Origin of the sequence: Isoalcanivorax pacificus W11-5, assembly GCF_000299335.2 — a bacterium.
GTDB classification, from domain to species: domain Bacteria; phylum Pseudomonadota; class Gammaproteobacteria; order Pseudomonadales; family Alcanivoracaceae; genus Isoalcanivorax; species Isoalcanivorax pacificus.
In genome coordinates this window covers 2,746,372-2,763,248 of sequence record NZ_CP004387.1, presented here as the reverse complement: position 1 = coordinate 2,763,248, position 16,877 = coordinate 2,746,372, and the positions used below count along the sequence as shown (strand labels likewise).

Annotated in this window: 15 protein-coding genes; 6 read left to right on the top strand and 9 right to left on the bottom strand. The window is 64.1% G+C overall.

Annotated features, from left to right (window positions below):
• The first annotated feature begins 3 nt into the window (after positions 1–3).
• From S7S_RS12245 to S7S_RS12230, 4 genes are all read left to right on the top strand, one after another.
• Positions 4–870 carry a Dyp-type peroxidase gene (locus tag S7S_RS12245; RefSeq protein ID WP_008736726.1) on the top strand — a complete coding sequence of 289 codons (867 nt, stop codon included), beginning with the start codon at positions 4–6 and terminating at the stop codon, positions 868–870.
• A gap of 110 nt (positions 871–980) precedes the next feature.
• The gene (locus tag S7S_RS12240) at positions 981–1,514 is read left to right on the top strand and encodes a DUF2058 domain-containing protein (protein ID WP_008736728.1); all 534 of its coding nucleotides are present in this window, start codon (positions 981–983) and stop codon (positions 1,512–1,514) included.
• 4 nt (positions 1,515–1,518) lie between these two features.
• Entirely contained in the window at positions 1,519–2,358 is an 840-nt protein-coding gene (locus S7S_RS12235) for a CvfB family protein (RefSeq protein WP_008736730.1), read from the top strand.
• 181 nt (positions 2,359–2,539) lie between these two features.
• On the top strand, positions 2,540–2,932 hold the full coding sequence (locus S7S_RS12230) for a hypothetical protein (protein WP_008736732.1): 393 nt from the start codon (positions 2,540–2,542) through the stop codon (positions 2,930–2,932).
• 62 nt (positions 2,933–2,994) lie between these two features.
• Here the strand turns inward: S7S_RS12230 and S7S_RS12225 are convergent, their stop codons facing one another.
• From S7S_RS12225 to map, 9 genes are all read right to left on the bottom strand, one after another.
• Positions 2,995–4,674, bottom strand: coding sequence for an amidase (locus tag S7S_RS12225; protein WP_008736734.1), 1,680 nt, complete (start codon positions 4,672–4,674; stop codon positions 2,995–2,997).
• 366 nt (positions 4,675–5,040) lie between these two features.
• Positions 5,041–6,633: an aldehyde dehydrogenase family protein gene (locus S7S_RS12220; RefSeq protein ID WP_008736736.1), complete on the bottom strand. Its 1,593-nt coding sequence runs from the start codon at positions 6,631–6,633 to the stop codon at positions 5,041–5,043.
• Between the two features lie 222 nt (positions 6,634–6,855).
• Complete coding sequence (locus S7S_RS12215) at positions 6,856–7,212, bottom strand: hypothetical protein (RefSeq protein ID WP_008736738.1); 357 nt, start codon at positions 7,210–7,212, stop codon at positions 6,856–6,858.
• 124 nt (positions 7,213–7,336) lie between these two features.
• Positions 7,337–8,473 carry a succinyl-diaminopimelate desuccinylase gene (gene dapE / locus S7S_RS12210; protein WP_008736740.1) on the bottom strand — a complete coding sequence of 379 codons (1,137 nt, stop codon included), beginning with the start codon at positions 8,471–8,473 and terminating at the stop codon, positions 7,337–7,339.
• Between the two features lie 77 nt (positions 8,474–8,550).
• Entirely contained in the window at positions 8,551–9,585 is a 1,035-nt protein-coding gene (dapD, locus tag S7S_RS12205; RefSeq protein WP_008736743.1) for a 2,3,4,5-tetrahydropyridine-2,6-dicarboxylate N-succinyltransferase, read from the bottom strand.
• A gap of 73 nt (positions 9,586–9,658) precedes the next feature.
• Entirely contained in the window at positions 9,659–10,018 is a 360-nt protein-coding gene (locus S7S_RS12200) for an ArsC family reductase (RefSeq protein WP_008736745.1), read from the bottom strand.
• 21 nt (positions 10,019–10,039) lie between these two features.
• The gene (dapC, locus tag S7S_RS12195; protein ID WP_008736746.1) at positions 10,040–11,218 is read right to left on the bottom strand and encodes a succinyldiaminopimelate transaminase; all 1,179 of its coding nucleotides are present in this window, start codon (positions 11,216–11,218) and stop codon (positions 10,040–10,042) included.
• 28 nt (positions 11,219–11,246) lie between these two features.
• Positions 11,247–13,955: a [protein-PII] uridylyltransferase gene (locus S7S_RS12190; RefSeq protein ID WP_008736748.1), complete on the bottom strand. Its 2,709-nt coding sequence runs from the start codon at positions 13,953–13,955 to the stop codon at positions 11,247–11,249.
• A 54-nt stretch (positions 13,956–14,009) separates the two neighbouring features.
• The gene (gene map, locus S7S_RS12185) at positions 14,010–14,786 is read right to left on the bottom strand and encodes a type I methionyl aminopeptidase (RefSeq protein ID WP_008736750.1); all 777 of its coding nucleotides are present in this window, start codon (positions 14,784–14,786) and stop codon (positions 14,010–14,012) included.
• A 272-nt stretch (positions 14,787–15,058) separates the two neighbouring features.
• On the opposite strand from map, the gene rpsB reads away from it, so the two are divergent.
• Together rpsB and tsf are read left to right on the top strand one after the other, a co-directional pair.
• Positions 15,059–15,808, top strand: a complete 750-nt coding sequence (gene rpsB, locus S7S_RS12180; protein ID WP_008736752.1) for a 30S ribosomal protein S2 — start codon at positions 15,059–15,061, stop codon at positions 15,806–15,808.
• Between the two features lie 116 nt (positions 15,809–15,924).
• Complete coding sequence (gene tsf, locus S7S_RS12175) at positions 15,925–16,806, top strand: translation elongation factor Ts (RefSeq protein WP_008736754.1); 882 nt, start codon at positions 15,925–15,927, stop codon at positions 16,804–16,806.
• Positions 16,807–16,877: the final 71 nt, after the last annotated feature.

Here is a 16,877-nt window from a genome sequence, read left to right as displayed (position 1 = left end):
CGGGTGAGCACCTTCCAGCCGGGGATTTTCGACAAGCGTTTTCGCGAACAGGTTTTTCTTGAGTACATCAGCCAGGACAGTGACACGGTAAGGCAGGCGATTGAGTCGCTGCTGGCGCTGCGCACGCAGTACCGGGACAACGCGGTGGTCACCCTGGCATTTGGCCCGGCGCTGTGGCGCCAGTTGGGCGGCGATGTCGATTTCGATGCCTTTTCACTGGATGGACGCATCAACGAGACCCAGGCCGATCTGCTGGTGTGGGTGCAGGCGGTGGACCGCAGCACGGTGTTCGATGTGGCCCGTGCCGCACACCAGACGCTGGGGCAGGCGTTCCGGCAGCAACTGGAAATCAGCGCGTTTGTGTACCATGACCTGCGTGACCTGACCGGTTTTGTCGACGGCATCGGCAACCCGGCCGGCGACAAGGCCAGGCTGGCGGCGCTGGTGCCGGACGGCCAGCCGGGCGCCGGTGGCAGTTTTGTGCTGACGCAGAAATGGGTGCATAACCTGGCAGCGTTCGAGCAACTGCCGGTCAGTGAACAGGAAAATGTCTTCGGCCGCACCAAGGCCGACGCGGTGGAGTTCGACGAAGAACGGATGCCGAACGATTCCCACGTGGGCCGCACCGATGTCGACCGCGACGGTGTGCCGCAGAAAATCTGGCGTCGCAGCGTCCCCTACGGAGGCACCCTGGAGCACGGCAGTTATTTCGTCGCGTTCTGCTGTGAACAGTCGCGGCTCGACTACCTGCTGCGCCGCATGTTCGCCATGAACGACGACAAGGTGCAGGACCGCCTGACCGAGTTCAGTACACCGGTCAACAGTTCATACTGGTACGCCCCCACCGAAGAAGCGCTCGCGGCCCTCTGACCCTTCACCCGGGGAGGGATGCGGCGCAAGCAGGCAGGCGGTGTTGCGCTGGCACTTGGCGGCCGCGTCGCCCAGAATACCGGCATCGCAAACAGTGCTGGATAGATCCCATGGCTTCCCTCAAGGACCAGTTGCTCAAGGCCGGGCTCGCCGACAAGAAGCGTGCGCGCCAGGCCGACCATCAGAAACGCCAGGAGAACAAGCGCCGCGAGCAGGGCGAATCGGTGGAGGATGCCGCCGCCCGCGTGCGTCAGCAGCAGGCCGAGCAGGCCGAGCGCTCGCGCCAGCTCAACCAGCAGCGCGAGGACGAAGCGCGGCAGCGGGCGCTGGTGGCCCAGGTGCGGCAACTGGTCACCGAACATCGTGTCGCCCGTGCCAAGGGCGATGCGCCGTACCAGTTCACTGACCAGAAGAAAATCCAGAAAATCTACGTGCTGCCGCCGATGGTGAACCAGCTCGCCCGTGGCCAGCTTGCCGTGGTGCGGCTGGACAACGGCTATGAGGTGGTGCCGGCGGTGGTGGCGCAGAAGATCCAGGCGCGGCTGCCGGAAGCGGTGGTGGTATTGCACACCCGCGACAGCAGCGTGGCGGCCGAGGATGATCCCTACGCGGATTATCCGATCCCTGACGACCTGATGTGGTAACCCGATGACAACGGTCGCCACCGGGCGTTTCAACGATCTGACCGTGGTGCGGCGTGGCCGCGCCGGCTTCTATGTGGACGGTGGCGATGACGGTGAAATCCTGATCCTGCCGCAACACGCGCCGGCGGACTGCCGTGTCGGCGACACCCTGTCGCTGTTCATCTTTGTCGATGCCGACGGCCGCCTGGTGGCGACACCGCGTGCGCCGCTGGCGCAGGTGGGCGAGGTGGGCTGGCTGCGCGTGGTCAGCCTGTCAGCCGTGGGTGCCTTTCTTGACTGGGGCATGCCCAAGGACCTGCTGCTGCCGCACGGCGAGCAGCGGTTCCCGCCGGAAGCCGGCAAGCATGTGCTGGCCATGGTGTTTCGCGATGCGCGCGGCCGCGTGGCCGCCTCGACCCGGCTGGATGATTTTATCCGCGACGAAGCGGAAGACCTGCGTGCCGGCGATGAAGTGACACTGGTGATTTCAGACCGCACCACGCTGGGCTTCAAGGCGGTGGTCAATCATCGTTTCTGGGGCCTGCTCTACAGCAGCGATCTGCCGCGTCCGTTGCGGCTGGGGGAACGGGTCGCCGGCTACGTGCGGCGTGTGCGCGAGGACGGCCGGCTGGACCTGTCACTGACACCGGTTGGTGTGGTACGGCTGGAAGGTGCGGCGGCGGATGTGCTGGCGCGGCTGCAACAGGCCGGTGGCGTCATGCCGCTGGGCGACAAGAGCAGCCCCGAGGCCATCCGCGCGGCCACCGGGCTGAGCAAGAACGCGTTCCGCCAGGCTATCGGCATGCTCTACCGGCAGCGGCTGATCATCCTGTCTCCCCACGAGATTCGATTGCCCGAAGCGTGATCCAGCCTGGTGCATGACGTCTTTTGTTGCACAATGAATGTTCACTTTCCGGCCCCGGTTTCTACAATGCAGCCCTTCTGATTACCGGTCGGTCATGATTTTGTGCACTCTGGCACGGAATCTGCGTGGCTGTTCGCATGGGCCTGTGCAGTATGGGCCCGCCATCGAGGTGGGGGTCGTTATGGAGGCAGTCTCAGACAGTAACTGGCTGATGCAGTATCGCATCCTGCGGTTGGTGAACCAGTGCCGCCGTCTGATCCAGTCGGAGTTCGGGGAGAAATTGCATCTGACGGACGACGCACTGCGCGAAATACTGGCGCAGTTCGCAGGCCGTTCACGCAATCAGGCGCTGCAACGGGTATATGCGGAACTGAGGCTGGCGCTGATTGATCTGGAAGGGCAGGACGAATTGCTCAGCGCGCCGGCGGCGCCCACCGGGCAGCGGCGCTATCGTGGCCAGGTGATTCCGGATGCGCCGAAGGCACACACGGCGGAACCGGTAGCGTCAGGTGCCGATACCGCAGTGCGAACCGGCGTGACACTGGTCTATCGCGGGCAGGTGCAGCGTCGCTGAGGGATGCATCAGGATGAAAAAAAACGCCGGGCAAGCGCGCGGCGTTTTTTGTTGTGCGCCGGTTACTGCTGCGGCAGTTCCGGTGTGTGGGTCGGGGCGACACGCGGGTGTGCGACTTCCTGATAGCCGTAGGCCACCTCGATCAGCATTTCCTCATCGAATTCCCGCCCCAGCAGTTCCAGACCCACCGGCATGGCCGGGTCCAGATCGGTGGCCATGCCGGCCGGCATGGTCAGGGCCGGGAACATGGAGAACGGGCTCAGGCGGTTGTTGCTGCCTGCGCTGACGCTGCCGCTGCCGGTGTGGATGCCGGTCATTGCCGGGTAAATCAGCACATCGAACGGTTCGCCGAGGCTGTCGCCGTTGATGTCCTTGTTCTCCAGCGCCAGCATGACGCGTTCACGCACAAACACCGGACGTTCGATGGTGTTGCGGTCATAGAACTCCTGCTCGCTTTCTGACAGGTTGTCCAGATCGCGGTCGCGGTAGGTCAGGCCGCTGGCGTTGCCGGGCAGATAACCTGCACTGTCGATCAGGGCCTGGTAGCTGGTGATGTGGCCATCCATGCTGGTCGGCCAGGCATTCAGGTAGGCTTCCAAGTCGCGCTTGAACTGGTAGCTGGACAGGCTGGCATAGTTGCCCAGCACTGCGCTGACTTCCGGGATCGAGACTTCTTCCAGGATCGCGCCGGCGGCTTCCATTTTGTCCAGTGCCTCCTGCATCACCGTGTTGACGCTGGTGTTGCTGCCGAACAGCTCACGTACTACGCCGATACGCTTGCCGCGCAGGCCATCGGCCTCCAGGAATGCGGTGTAGGTCTCCGGGATGCCGGTAATTTCCTTGTACTGCTCTTCGGACGTGATCAGCGGCGCGTCGATCTCGAAGCTCTCGCGCTGGCCGGAGTGCGCGGAGGCATCAAAGCCCACCATCGCATCCATCATCAGGGCGCAGTCCTGCACGGTACGGCACATCGGGCCGCCAGTATCCTGGAAGCTGGCCAGCGGCATGATGCCGTCCTGGCTCACCAGGCGCAGGCTCGGCCGGATGCCGACCAGGCCGCCGACGCTGGACGGCACACGGATGGAGCCGCCGGTGTCACTGCCGGTGCCGGCAATGGCGAAGCTGGCGGCGATGGACGCCCCGGTGCCGGTGGATGAACCGCCGGCGCTCTTGGTCAGGTCATAGGCGTTTTTCACCCGGCCGCCGAGGGAGCTCTCGCCGGTGAAGCCGAACGCGAACTCATCCATGTTGGCCTTGCCGAGCACGATGGCGCCGGCTTCGCGCAGTTTGCGTACGGTATAGGCATCTTCGGTCGGACGGTTGTAGGCAAAGGCGGTGGCGCCGCCGCTGGTGGGCATCTGCACGGTGTTGAAATTGTCTTTCGGCAGGATCGGCACACAGAACAGCGGCTTGTCGATGCCGGTGGCGGCCATCTCGAGGTCCATTTGCCGGGCTTCGAAGATCGCCTGCGGGTTGATGTTGATGACACTGCGCATTTCCACGGTGGTGCCCGGCTTGTCGTAGGCTTCGATACGGTCGATGTAACCCTGTACCACGCCTTCACAGGTGATACCGCCAGTGCGCAGCGAGGTATGCAGGCTTTCCACGGTGGCTTCAACGAACGAGAACGGAACCGGTTCCGGTGGCGTGGACGGGCCGCCGGAGCTGGACGATGAACCCCCACAGCCGGTGATCGCGGAGGCCAGGAAGACCGAGCCGGCAAGCAGCTTTAATTTGAACATGGCGATGATCTCTGTACCGATGTCATATCGGCGCGCAGCGCGCGTGCCGGTGGACAGATTGATAGCTCCCTACTGAATAGCGGCGGGCCGCAGTGAGGCCACATCCCTGAGCGCCGCATCAGGGTAAAGGCAGAAATCGTGCCAGTTCTTTTGCGGGTATATTTGCATGCATCCTTGTTGTTGATGAATAAGGATTTTTTAATGGCGAAGTGCTATCTGGCGGGCCGCCACGGGTGACCGGGCTGATCCAGTATCGGGCAGGTGTACGGGGTGGGCCTCTTTATGAGGCGAGGGTGTGCGATAAAACGGGGCGTGTTGCGGGGCGAGCACACTGCCCCGCGTTCAGGGGCAGTGTGGTGCGGGCGCTCAGGTGCGCCAGCGTGTGAACATCTTGCGCAGCAGATAGGGCGTCAGTTTCAGTGAGCTGGTGAGCCATTCACCGGCGCCGCGCGGGAAGACGAAGCGCAGCGCGTTGAGCAGCGCCTTGAACGTGGCCTCGTCAAACGGATACCACCACAGATTGCGCCTGGCGGGCAGGATGTCCCAGTTGACGACTTTCACCTGCGTCATTTCGTGCAGCCCTTCCGGGCCGTGGGTGCGGCCGATGCCCGATTCCTTCCAGCCTCCCCAGGGTGTTTCCGACAGGCCGTGGGTGTAGAGGTGATCGTTGACAGTGGTGACGCCGGTTTCCAGCCGTGCCGCGAGCGCGCGCCCGCGACGGGTATTGCGCGTCCAGACCGACGACGTCAGCGCCAGATGGGAGTCATTGGCGCGAGCCAGCGCTTCTTCTTCGTTGGCCACCTTGCATACCGCCAGCAGCGGGCCGAACGTCTCGTCGCGCATGGTCAGCATGTCGTCAGTGACATCGGTGAGCAGCGTGGCCGGGTGGAACTGGCCATGCTGCGGGCCGGCCGGTTGCGATTGTGCGGCGATCTTTGCCCCCTTGGCGAGAGCATCTTCCAGGTGTTGCTGCACGGTGCGCAGCTGCCCGGCGGTGGTCAGGCTGCCCATGTCGATATTGAAATTGTCGTGGCCGGCGCCGTGCCGCAGGGCGCGGGTTTTCGCTGCCAGCAGGCGCACGAATTCGTCGTACACCGAGGCCACCACATAAATGCGCTCGACACCGCCACAGGACTGCCCGGCATTCTGGTAGCCGCCCCAGGCGGCGCCGTTGGCGGCCCGTTCCAGGTCGGCGTCTTCCAGCACGATCATGGCGTCGTTGCCGCCCAGTTCCAGGGAGAGCGGCGTCAGCGTCTGTGCCGCCTGCGCCATCAGTTGCTTGCCGGCATTCACCGAGCCGGTGAAGAACAGCTTGTTGATGCCGTGGCTGAAGAATGCCGTGGCCACCGGGCTGCCGGAGCCGACCACATGCTGGAACAGCCCTTCCGGCAAGTCGCCGGCGGCGACGATCTCTTCAATGGCCTTGCCCACGGCGGGCGTGGCGGCGGCGACTTTCAGCAGGACAGCGTTGCCGGCCATCAGGCCCATGACGATCTCGCCGAACGGGATCGACAGTGGGTAGTTCCAGGGGCTGATGATGCCCACCACGCCCAGCGGCACATGCATCATCTGCGTGCGCTTGTTGAAGAACAGCAGGTTGCCGCCGCCCCGCATTGTCGGCTTGAGCACTTTAGCGGCGTTGTTCGCATACCAGTTGCAGGCCAGCGCGCAGGGCAGTACCTCGGTGGCGAGCGCGTCGGTGCGGGTCTTGCCGTTGCTCTGGCTCACGGTCAGCGACAGCGCTTCGGCGTGCTCGACGATATAACGGCGCATGCGCTGGATATGCCCGGCGCGCTGTTTGAAGCTCTTCGCGGCCCACTGGGCCTGGGCACGGCGTGCGGCGGCCATCATGTCCGGCATGCGGCGCAGATCGGTTTCCTCGATGTGGAAGAAGCATTCCCCGGTGGCCGGGTTGATATCCTCCACGCGCTTGGGCGTGGGTGTCTCGACGGCATTCATGGCGGCAGTCCTTTTTTATTCGGGCAAGGCGAATCTCAGAGCACGAATGTGAACATAAAAGAAGGCGGCGGGCTACTGGCTGCGGGCGGCGAGCAGAGCGGCGGTCGCGGGGATGGAGGTGGGCAAGGTGACGTTGGGAGGGTGGGCGTCGCTCTGTTCAACGCCAACCTGCGAGGGGTGGGTGTCGGCTCGCAGCGCGCCGCTGCACCGCCCCCGGCGGTGCTATTCATCGACCCACTGCCACCGCAGCGGCTCGCCGAAATCGTCATAGATCAGCTTGCGGCGGGGGGCGCGACGGGCCTTGATGCGGGTGGATTTCTGGCGGCGCGCCTGCTTGCGTGCTTCGATCGTGGCAATCACATGATGGAGTGGCACGCGGGGTGGGGGCGAGGTGTCGCCGGCCGGTGCCTGGCGCGGGGCAAAATGCTGATGCCGCCAGTCGCCGCCAGCGGGGGCGCCCGAGGCCCCGTTGGGGACCTGACGGATATGGCCGCCCCGCGACAGGAACTCGTCGATCTGCCGTTGCAGTTGATCGCGTTGCCGGGCTTTGAAGGACATTTCCTTGGGCGACTTGGGCATCACTCCCACACTCTGCGGTAACACAGGGGAGTTATCATACACTTCGTGGCCGGCTCACCACTATTTCCAGCCGCCCTCAACTGTCGAGGCCGGTGGAAATAACAGCGGTGGGCTGGTACGCAGATCAGGGCAGCAGCCGGTCCAGGATGTGCTGGTAGATTGCCACCAGCTGCCCCAGCTCATTCACCGGGGTGCATTCGTCGATCTTGTGAATGCTGGCGTTGACCGGCCCCAGTTCCAGCACCTGCGCGCCGGTGGGCGCAATGAAGCGGCCGTCGGAGGTGCCGCCGCTGGTGGACAGGGTGGCCTCCCGGCCGGTGACCGTGTGGATGGCCGCCACGGCGGCATCCACCAGCGCGCCGCGCGGGGTCAGGAAGGGTTCGCCGGAGAGTGTCCAGGTGAGGCGGTACTCCAGCCCGTGGCGGTCCAGAATGGCCTGGGTGCGCTGTTTGAGTTCGTCGGCGGTCAGTTCGGTGGAGAAGCGGAAGTTGAACACCACTTCGCAGATGCCGGGTACCACGTTGGTGGCACCGGTGCCGGCGTTGATATTGGAAATCTGGAAGCTGGTGGCGGGGAAGAATTCGTTGCCTTCGTCCCACTGCTGGGCCACCAGTTCGGCCAGGGCCGGTGCGGCGAGGTGGATCGGGTTCTTCACCAGGTGCGGGTAGGCTACGTGCCCCTGGACGCCCTGGACCACCAGCACGCCGCCGAGTGAGCCACGGCGGCCGTTCTTGATCACGTCGCCCACGGCATCGGTGGAAGACGGCTCGCCGACCAGGCACCAGTCGATCTTTTCGTTGCGGGCTTCGAGCGTCTCCACCACCTTCACGGTGCCGTTAATGGACGGGCCTTCCTCGTCGGCGGTGATCAGCCAGGCAATGCTGCCGCTGTGCTCCGGACGTTCGGCAATGAAGTCCTCCACCGCGACCAGGAACGCGGCGATGGAGGATTTCATATCTGCCGCGCCGCGCCCGTACAGCAGGCCGTCGCGAATCTCCGGCACAAACGGATCCGAGGACCATGCCTTGAGGTCGCCGGTGGGGACCACGTCGGTATGGCCGGCAAAGGCCAGCAGCGGGCCCTGTTCGCCGCGTCGTGCCCACAGATTGTCCACCTCGCCGAAACGCAGGTGTTCACACTGGAAGCCCAGTGCTGCGAGTTTTTCCGCCAGCCATTGCTGGCAGCCGGCGTCCTCGGGCGTGACCGAGGCCCGACCGATCAATTCCCGCGCATAAGACAGGACACGTTCTTGCTGGGACATGATGAGCATTCTCAGAGGGGCACCGCGGCGGCGCGCTGCGTTTTTTCTCCGCAACCCGCCGCCCGCAGCTCGCCGCTTCAGTTATGTTTATGCAGTTCTTCGTTCAGCGCCACGGCGCTCTTGTTGGTCAGGCATTCCACCGCGCCGGTCAACGAATTGCGACGGAACAGCAGATCGCTCTGGCCAGCCAGTTCGCGTGCCTTGGCAGTGCGCACCTGCTCGCCTTTTTCGTCGAGCAGGTTCACCTTGGTGCCGGCGGTGATGTACAGGCCCGACTCGATGGTGCAGCGGTCACCCAGCGGAATGCCGGTGCCGGCGTTGGCGCCGAGCAGGCAGTCTTCGCCCAGTGAGATGATGATGTTGCCGCCGCCGGAGAGGGTGCCCATGGTGGAGGCGCCGCCGCCGATATCGGACCCGCGCCCGACGAAGACGCCGGCGGAGATACGGCCTTCGATCATGCCCGGGCCTTCCGTGCCGGCGTTAAAGTTGATGAAGCCTTCGTGCATGATGGTAGTGCCTTCGCCCACGTAGGCACCCAGGCGTACGCGTGCGGTGTCGGCAATACGTACGCCGCTGGGCACCACGTAGTCGGTCATGCGCGGGAATTTGTCCACCGAGAACACGCTCAGCAGGCGGCCGTCCAGACGCGCCAGCAGTTGTTTTTCCGGCAGCTCGTCCAGGTCCACCGCGCCGTCGCTGGTCCAGGCCACGTTCGGCAGCAGCGGGAAAATGCCGCTGAGGTTGACCGCGTGCGGCCGCACCAGCCGGTGCGAAAGCAGGTGCAGTTTCAGGTAGGCTTCCGGCGTGGAGGACGGCGCAGCGTCGGTTTCCAGTACCGTGATCACCAGCGGCTGGTCGGACTCCTGGAAGGCCACCGCATAGCTGGCCTGTTCTTCATGGCCGGCTTCACGCCAGGCACGGGCCAGTTGCCCGACCTGCCGATGGCTCAGTGACAGCGCCACGTTGCCGCCTTCGTAATCCAGCGTCTCGCGCACGGCGTCGACCAGTGCCGTGTCCGGACTCAGCACCGGCGCCGGGTAATAGACTTCCAGCCACTCTTCGTCGCGGTTCTGCGTGCCGCAGCCCAGGGCCAGGGCAAATACCTTGCTCATAATCTTCCCTTGGTCGGTTCGGTTGGGCGCCATTATGCCAGTTGGGGCCGCGAGCCGCAGCCTGCGAGGCTGATCAATTCCGGGCGTGCAGCCGATCGGCCCATTCTTCCGGGTCGAAGCCGAGCAGCAGTACCTTGCCGTCGAATTCCACCAGCGGGCGGCGGATCATCGAGGGGTTGGCCACGGCAGCGGCCGCCGCGCCCGCGGCGGTCATGGTCTCGCGCTCGGCTTCCGGCAGTTTGCGCCAGGTGGTGCCACGGCGGTTGATGACCTGTTCCCAGCCGAGCTGTTTGATCCACGCCTTGACCTGCGCGGCGGAGGCGCCGGCCTTTTTATAGTCGTGGAAGTCGTACTCGATGCCATGCTGGTCGAGCCAGGTGAAGGCTTTTTTCATGGTGTCGCAGGCCTTGATGCCGTACACGGTCACTCGCATCAGTGTGTCCCCCTGTTCTGTTCAGGCGCGTTGCAGGAAGGTGCGGATACGTTCGGCACCTTCGATGCATTCATCCAGCGTGGCCACCAGCGCCATGCGCACGCGGCCCGCGCCGGGATTGAGGCCGTTCACTTCCCGCGAGAGATAGCTGCCGGGCAGCACGGTGACGTTCTGTGTGCGTTTCAGTTCGCGGGCGAAGTCTTCATCGCTGCCCGGGGTGCGCGGCCACAGATAAAAGCCGGCCTGCGGCGCCTGCACGTCCATCACATCGCCGAGAACGTCGAGCACGGCGGCGAATTTCTGCTGGTACAGGCGGCGGTTCTCGATCACGTGGGCTTCGTCGTTCCAGGCCACGATGCTGGCAAGCTGGTGATGAATCGACATGGCGCAGCCGTGGTAGGTGCGGTAGCGCAGGAAGCCGGCCAGCAACGCGGCATCGCCGGCGACAAACCCGGAGCGCATGCCGGGCAGGTTGGAGCGTTTCGACAGTGAATGGAACACCACGCAACGGGCGTAGTCGGTGCGGCCCATGTCGGCGCAGGCTTCCAGCAGCCCCGGCGGCGGCGTGTCGGCATAGATTTCCGAGTAGCACTCGTCCGAGGCGATGATGAAATCGTGTTCGTCCGCGAGGCGGATGAGTGCCTGCATCGTCGGGATATCCAGCAGCGCGCCGGTGGGGTTGCCGGGCGAGCAGATATACAGCAACTGGCAACGCTGCCAGGTGTCGGCGCTGACGGCATCGAAATCCGGTTGCAGGCCGTTCTCGGCGATGCAGGGCAGGTACACCGGCTCGCCGCCGGCCAGCAGCGTCGCGCCTTCGTAGATCTGGTAGAAGGGGTTGGGCATCAGCACCAGCGGTGCGCGGCTGCGATCGAGCATGGCCTGGGCAAAGGCGAACAGTGCCTCGCGGGTGCCGGACACCGGCAGCACCTGCCCGGCCTCCAGTGCCGGCAGGTGGAAGCGGCGTTCCAGCCAGCCGCGAATGGCGGCATTCAGTTCCGGCAGCCCGGCGGTGGTCGGGTAGCGCGACAGCGCGGCGGTGTGGTCTTTCAGGGCCTGCTGCACGATGGCCGGCGCGGGATGCTGGGGTTCGCCGATGGACAGCGCAATGTGAGGCAGTGACGGCGTGTCCAGCCCCTGGAACAGTTTGGCGAGTTTCTCGAACGGATACGGGTGCAGTCGATTCAGATCAGGGTTCATCAGGTCACTCATTATTGTTCGCGCGTGATCAGATCGAGAGGCCGCCGGACGGCGTCACCTGATCGCGGCTGGTGTCATCCAGCTCTTCCTTCAAACGCTGTTGCAGGCGCTGGCACAGGTCCGGGTCGGTGACCGGGCCGCCGTCCTTTTGCGTGATGAAGAACACGTCTTCCACCCGCTCGCCAAGGGTGGCGATGCGTGCATTCTGCAACAGCAGGTCAAATTCCATGAACATGCGGCCGATGCGGGCCAGCAGGCCGGGGCGGTCCAGCGTCTGCACGTCGACCACGGTGCGGTCGTTGACAATGTCGTTGCTGATGATCACCTGTGTCGGCACGCGAAAATGCTTGTGCCGGCGCGGCATGCGCCGCTGCACGATATTGCCGAACTGGCTCGGGTCGCGCAGCGCCTGGGTCAGGGTGTCGCGGATCGCCTGCAGGCGCGGATAATCGTTGCCGATCGGCGTGCCGTGTTCATCGAGCACAATGTAGGTGTCGAGGCTGAAGCTGTCGGCGGAGGTGATGATGCGCGCATCCATGATGGTCAGGTTCAACTGGTCCAGCGCATTCACGGTGGCGGCGAACAGGTTCTCGGTGTCCGGCGTGTAGACGAAGATCTGCGTGCCGCCTTCGTACTGGCCGCCGCTGCTTTCGCGTACCAGCACCAGCGGCTCGTCCGGGTTGTCGCGGGTGAGCATGGCTTCGGTGTGCCAGGCGATGTCGCGGGCATTCTCGCGCAGGAAGTATTCGTCGCCGATGCCGGACCACAGTTTCTCGATGTTCTCCACCGGAATCTGCCGCTGTTCCAGCAGTTTCATCGCTTCATCGCGGGTGTCGTCGATCCAGTCCTGCTTGTCGATCGGGTTGTTCAGGCCACGGCGCAGGGCGCGCTTGGTTTCCGTGTAGAGCTGGCGCAGCAGTGAATCGCGCCAGGAATTCCACAGTGCCGGGTTGGTGGCGTTGATGTCCGAGACGGTCAGCACATAGAGATAGTCCAGGTGCACCAGGTCGCCCACCTGGCGGGCAAACTCCATCACCACGTCCGGGTCGGCGATGTCCTTGCGCTGCGCGGTCACCGACATGACCAGGTGGCTGCGCACCAGCCAGGCAACCAGCTTGGCGTCCCAGTTGGTCAGACCGTGGCGCTGGCAGAAGGCAATGGCGTCATCGGCGCCCAGCTCGGAGTGGTCGCCGCCGCGCCCCTTGGCAATGTCGTGGTACAGGCCGGCAATGTACAGCAACTCCGGTTTCGGCAGCCGATAGAACACATCGCAGGCGAGCGGGAATTTCTCGCGTGTCTCTTCATAGCGCAGGCGGCGCATGTTCTTCACCACCAGCAGGGTGTGCGCGTCCACCGTATAAATATGAAACAGGTCGTACTGCATCATGCCGATGATGCGGCCGAACTCGGGCAGGTAGCGGCCGAGAATGCCGTAGCGCTTCATGCGCCGCAGTTGCGACCAGAGCTTGTGCGGCGAACGGATCAGTTGCATGAACAGCGCGGTGTGCTGCGGGTCGTTGCGGTAGGCGTCGTCGATCAGCCGGCGCTTGTCGATGCAGTCACGCATGGTGGTGGCGCGCACGCCTTTGAGCTCCGGGTGCTGGGCCAGTACCACGAACATTTCCAGCAGGGCAGACGGGTGTTCGGTGAAGACGTTTTCGTGCGTCACTTCCAGGTAATCGTTATGGATCTGGAAGCGGCGGTTCAGCGGGCGTACCTCATGCGGCTTGTCCGCCTGCAGAATCGCTTCGTCGAACAGTTGCAGCAGCATCTCGTTGAGCACCGAGAGCGCCAGTGCCACGCGGTAGAACTCCTTCATGAACAGTTCCACCGCCAGGTTGGCGTTGGAGTCCTCATGGCCGAGCAGGGCGGCGACCTGGCGCTGATAGTCGAACAGCAAGCGGTTTTCGTTGCGGCCGCTGAGGGTGTGCAATGCCCAGCGCACCTCGAACAGGAAATCCTCGCAGCGGCGCAGGGCGGCATATTCCCGTTCGGTCAGGAAATCCAGTGCGACCAGCTTTTCCAGGTTGCTGGCTTTATCGCGCGGGTAGAAATGCCGCTTCGCCACCCAGCCGACCATCTGCAGATCGCGCAGGCCACCGGGCGCATTCTTGATGTCCGGTTCCAGGTTGTATTCGGTGTCGTTGTGCTTGCGATGACGGCTGGTCTGTTCATGCCACTTGGCGGCGAAGAACGCCGGTGTCGGCCAGATGTGCTCCGGGCCGGTACGCTCGGCCAGTTGCTCGCGCAGGCGGTCGTCGCCGGCCAGCGTGCGGGATTCCATCACGTTGGTGGCGACGGTGATGTCGTCCCGCGCCAGCAGCAGGCATTCCTCCAGCGTGCGCACGCTGTGGCCGATCTCCAGGCCGGTGTCCCAGAGGAAGGCGATAAAGCCTTCCAGCTGGCCGCACAGCGACTGTGCCGGGCTGCCATCGAGCAGGATCAGCAGATCCACGTCGGAGTGCGGGTGCAACTCGCCGCGACCATAGCCCCCCACGGCCAGCAGCGCCTGGCCTTCCTGGTCTGCCAGCCCGAACAGTTGCCAGGCGGCCTGCAGCACGCGGTCGACCAGTGCGGCGCGGCCACGCACCAGCTTGCGGATCGGCGTGGCGGGGAAGGCCGCGTCAAGCCGGGCCTGGCCGGCGGCCAGCAGTTCGCGGGCCTGTTTGCCGGGCACTTTGCTGTTGCGCAGGGCGGCCAGCGCCTCGGCCGGGGTGAAATCGGGTTCGAAGGTCATGAAGTCGCTCTGGTTCGTCACGCAACGGTGTGGCCGCGCCGTCCGGTCCGGGGATCAGCCCAGGTCAGTCTCTTCCCGGCGCCGGGTCAGCACGTCGAAGCCGTCACGGGTGACGGCCAGGGTGTGCTCCCACTGGGCAGACAGCTTGTGGTCCTTGGTCACCACCGTCCAGCCGTCCGGCAGCAGCTTGGTGTGCGGCTTGCCGGCGTTGATCATCGGCTCGATGGTGAACACCATGCCTTCTTCAAGAACCATGCCAGTGCCGGGCTTGCCATAGTGCAGCACCTGCGGCTCCTCGTGGAAGACCTTGCCGATGCCGTGGCCGCAGTACTCGCGCACCACCGAGAAGCGGTGCGATTCGGCGTGCTGCTGGATGGCGTGGCCGATGTCGCCCAGGCGCACGCCGGGGCGGACCATCTCGATGCCCTTCATCATGCACTCGCGGGTGACGTCCACCAGCCGCTGGGCCAGCACCGACGGCTCGCCGACGAAGAACATCTTGCTGGTATCGCCGTGCCAGCCGTCCTTGATGACGGTGACGTCGATATTGATGATGTCGCCTTTCTTCAGCACCTTCTTGTCATTCGGGATGCCGTGGCAGATGACGTGGTTGACCGAGGTGCAGACGGACTTCGGGAAGCCCCGGTAGCCGAGGCAGGCGGGGATCACCTGCTGGGTGTTCACCATATAGTCATGGCAGATGCGGTCCAGCTCCTCGGTGGTGACGCCGGGACGGACGTGCTGGCCGATCATGTCCAGCACTTCGCCCGCCAGGCGGCCGGCTTCGCGCATCTTCTCGATATCTTCCGGGGTTTTCAGGGTCACGGTCATGATGCTGGGAAGAACTCCTGCTAGATCAGGGGGTTGGCCGGATGCTGTCGGGCCGGGTCAGTCAGGTTTCAGCGCCGCGCCGATTGTTGCGCCCGCATGATCGTGGTATAAAGCGCGCGCCCTGGCCGGCCGCAGGGGTACGCATTGTACCCGTTGGGGGTGAGCCAAGGGAAATCCACACATGTTCCGTCACATGGCCCTGGGTGCCCCCGCAATTCGTGGGGTTGGGTCATGAGGGAACATGGAGGCCCAACCCGAACCGGAGAACACAGATGCCTAACGTCACCATGCGCGACATGCTCAAGGCGGGCGTTCACTTTGGTCACCAGACCCGTTTCTGGAACCCGAAGATGAAGCCCTTCATTTTTGGCGCGCGCAACAAGATTCACATCGTCAACCTGGAAAAGACCCTGCCGTTGTTCACCGACGCCCTGACGTTCGTGAACAGACTGGCCTCCAGCAATAACAAGATCCTGTTTGTAGGCACCAAGCGTGCCGCACAGAAAGTGATTGCTGAAGAAGCCACCCGTTGCGGCATGCCGTATGTCGACCACCGCTGGCTCGGCGGCATGCTGACCAACTGGAAGACCATCCGCCAGTCGATCAAGCGCTACCGCGACCTGGAAGCCCAGGCTGCCGACGGCACCTTCGACAAGCTGACCAAGAAAGAAGCGCTGATGCGCCGCCGCGAGATGGACAAGCTGGAACGCTCCATCGGTGGTATCAAGGACATGGGCGGTCTGCCGGATGCCCTGTTCGTGATCGACGTGGACCACGAAGACATCGCCGTTCAGGAAGCCCGCAAGCTGGGTATTCCGGTGATCGCCGTGGTCGACACCAACAGCAACCCGGACGGTGTGGACTACATCATCCCGGGCAACGATGACGCCATTCGCGCCATCCAGCTGTACGTGCAGGCGGTTGCCGACGCAATCCTCGAAGGCCGTGAATACGCGGCTACCCAGGCGCCGGGCGCCGCTGACAGCGACGGCTTCGTGGAAGTCGACGAAGCTGCCAGCTAAGCAAGCCCCCGCCTGAACGCGGGGCCCGTGAACACGGTGCCCCGCATTCAATTTTCCGATCCGGCCGGCCCGTGCCGTATCCGGCCGACCGGATCCGCTGACTATGAGGTTGGATCATGGCTGCTGTAACTGCTGCTCTGGTAAAAGAACTGCGTGAACGCACTGGCCTCGGCATGATGGAGTGCAAAAAGGCACTGGTCGAAGCCGAGGGCGATATCGAACGGGCCATTGATGACCTGCGTAAATCAGGTCAGGCCAAGGCCGCCAAGAAAGCCGGCCGCACCGCCGCCGAAGGCACCGTGGCTGTGGCGATCTCCGCCGACGGCAAGACCGGTGTGCTGGTGGAAATCAACTCCGAAACCGATTTCGTCGCCCGCGACGACAACTTCCTGACCTTCGCCGGCAAAGTGGCCGACGCCGCACTGGCGGCTGAAGAAGCGGACGTTGCCAGCATCGCCGCGCTGCAACTGGCCGACGGCAGCACCGTCGAAACCGCCCGTGAAGCGCTGATCCAGAAAATCGGCGAGAACATCCAGGTACGTCGTGCTGCCGTGCTGAAAAGCAGTGGCCGCGTGGGCGCCTATGTGCACGGTGGCAAAATCGGCGTGCTGGTCGACCTGACCGCCGGTGACGAAGAGCTGGGCAAAGACGTGGCCATGCACGTCGCCGCCGTGGCGCCGAGCGTGGTGCGCCCGGAAGAACTGCCGGAAGCCGAGCTGGAGCGCGAGAAGAGCATCATTCGTGCGCAGCCGGACATGGCGGGCAAGCCGGAAGAGATCGTCGAGAAGATGGTCGGTGGCCGTATCCAGAAATTCCTCAAAGAGGTGAGCCTGGTCGAGCAGCCGTTCGTCAAGAACCCGGATGTCACCGTTGGCAAACTGGCGAAAGCGGCCGGTGCCGACATCGTGTCTTTCGTGCGCCTGGTGGTGGGCGAAGGCATCGAGAAAGAAGAAACCGATTTCGCTGCCGAGGTCATGGCTCAGGTCAACAAGAGCTGATTTTTTGCAGTGCACTCCGCAAAGCGCCTTGCCGGTATGCCGGCGAGGCGTTTTTGTACCTGCCACCCGGG

Coding starts and splice junctions, on each gene's coding strand:
- S7S_RS12240 (WP_008736728.1), top strand. CDS start 981: ATGGCTTCCCTCAAGGACCAGTTGCTCAAGGCCGGGCTCGCCGACAAG.
- S7S_RS12235 (WP_008736730.1), top strand. CDS start 1,519: ATGACAACGGTCGCCACCGGGCGTTTCAACGATCTGACCGTGGTGCGG.
- S7S_RS12230 (WP_008736732.1), top strand. CDS start 2,540: ATGGAGGCAGTCTCAGACAGTAACTGGCTGATGCAGTATCGCATCCTG.
- S7S_RS12225 (WP_008736734.1), bottom strand. CDS start 4,674: ATGTTCAAATTAAAGCTGCTTGCCGGCTCGGTCTTCCTGGCCTCCGCG.
- S7S_RS12220 (WP_008736736.1), bottom strand. CDS start 6,633: ATGAATGCCGTCGAGACACCCACGCCCAAGCGCGTGGAGGATATCAAC.
- S7S_RS12215 (WP_008736738.1), bottom strand. CDS start 7,212: ATGCCCAAGTCGCCCAAGGAAATGTCCTTCAAAGCCCGGCAACGCGAT.
- dapE (WP_008736740.1), bottom strand. CDS start 8,473: ATGTCCCAGCAAGAACGTGTCCTGTCTTATGCGCGGGAATTGATCGGT.
- dapD (WP_008736743.1), bottom strand. CDS start 9,585: ATGAGCAAGGTATTTGCCCTGGCCCTGGGCTGCGGCACGCAGAACCGC.
- S7S_RS12200 (WP_008736745.1), bottom strand. CDS start 10,018: ATGCGAGTGACCGTGTACGGCATCAAGGCCTGCGACACCATGAAAAAA.
- dapC (WP_008736746.1), bottom strand. CDS start 11,218: ATGAACCCTGATCTGAATCGACTGCACCCGTATCCGTTCGAGAAACTC.
- S7S_RS12190 (WP_008736748.1), bottom strand. CDS start 13,955: ATGACCTTCGAACCCGATTTCACCCCGGCCGAGGCGCTGGCCGCCCTG.
- map (WP_008736750.1), bottom strand. CDS start 14,786: ATGACCGTGACCCTGAAAACCCCGGAAGATATCGAGAAGATGCGCGAA.
- rpsB (WP_008736752.1), top strand. CDS start 15,059: ATGCCTAACGTCACCATGCGCGACATGCTCAAGGCGGGCGTTCACTTT.
- tsf (WP_008736754.1), top strand. CDS start 15,925: ATGGCTGCTGTAACTGCTGCTCTGGTAAAAGAACTGCGTGAACGCACT.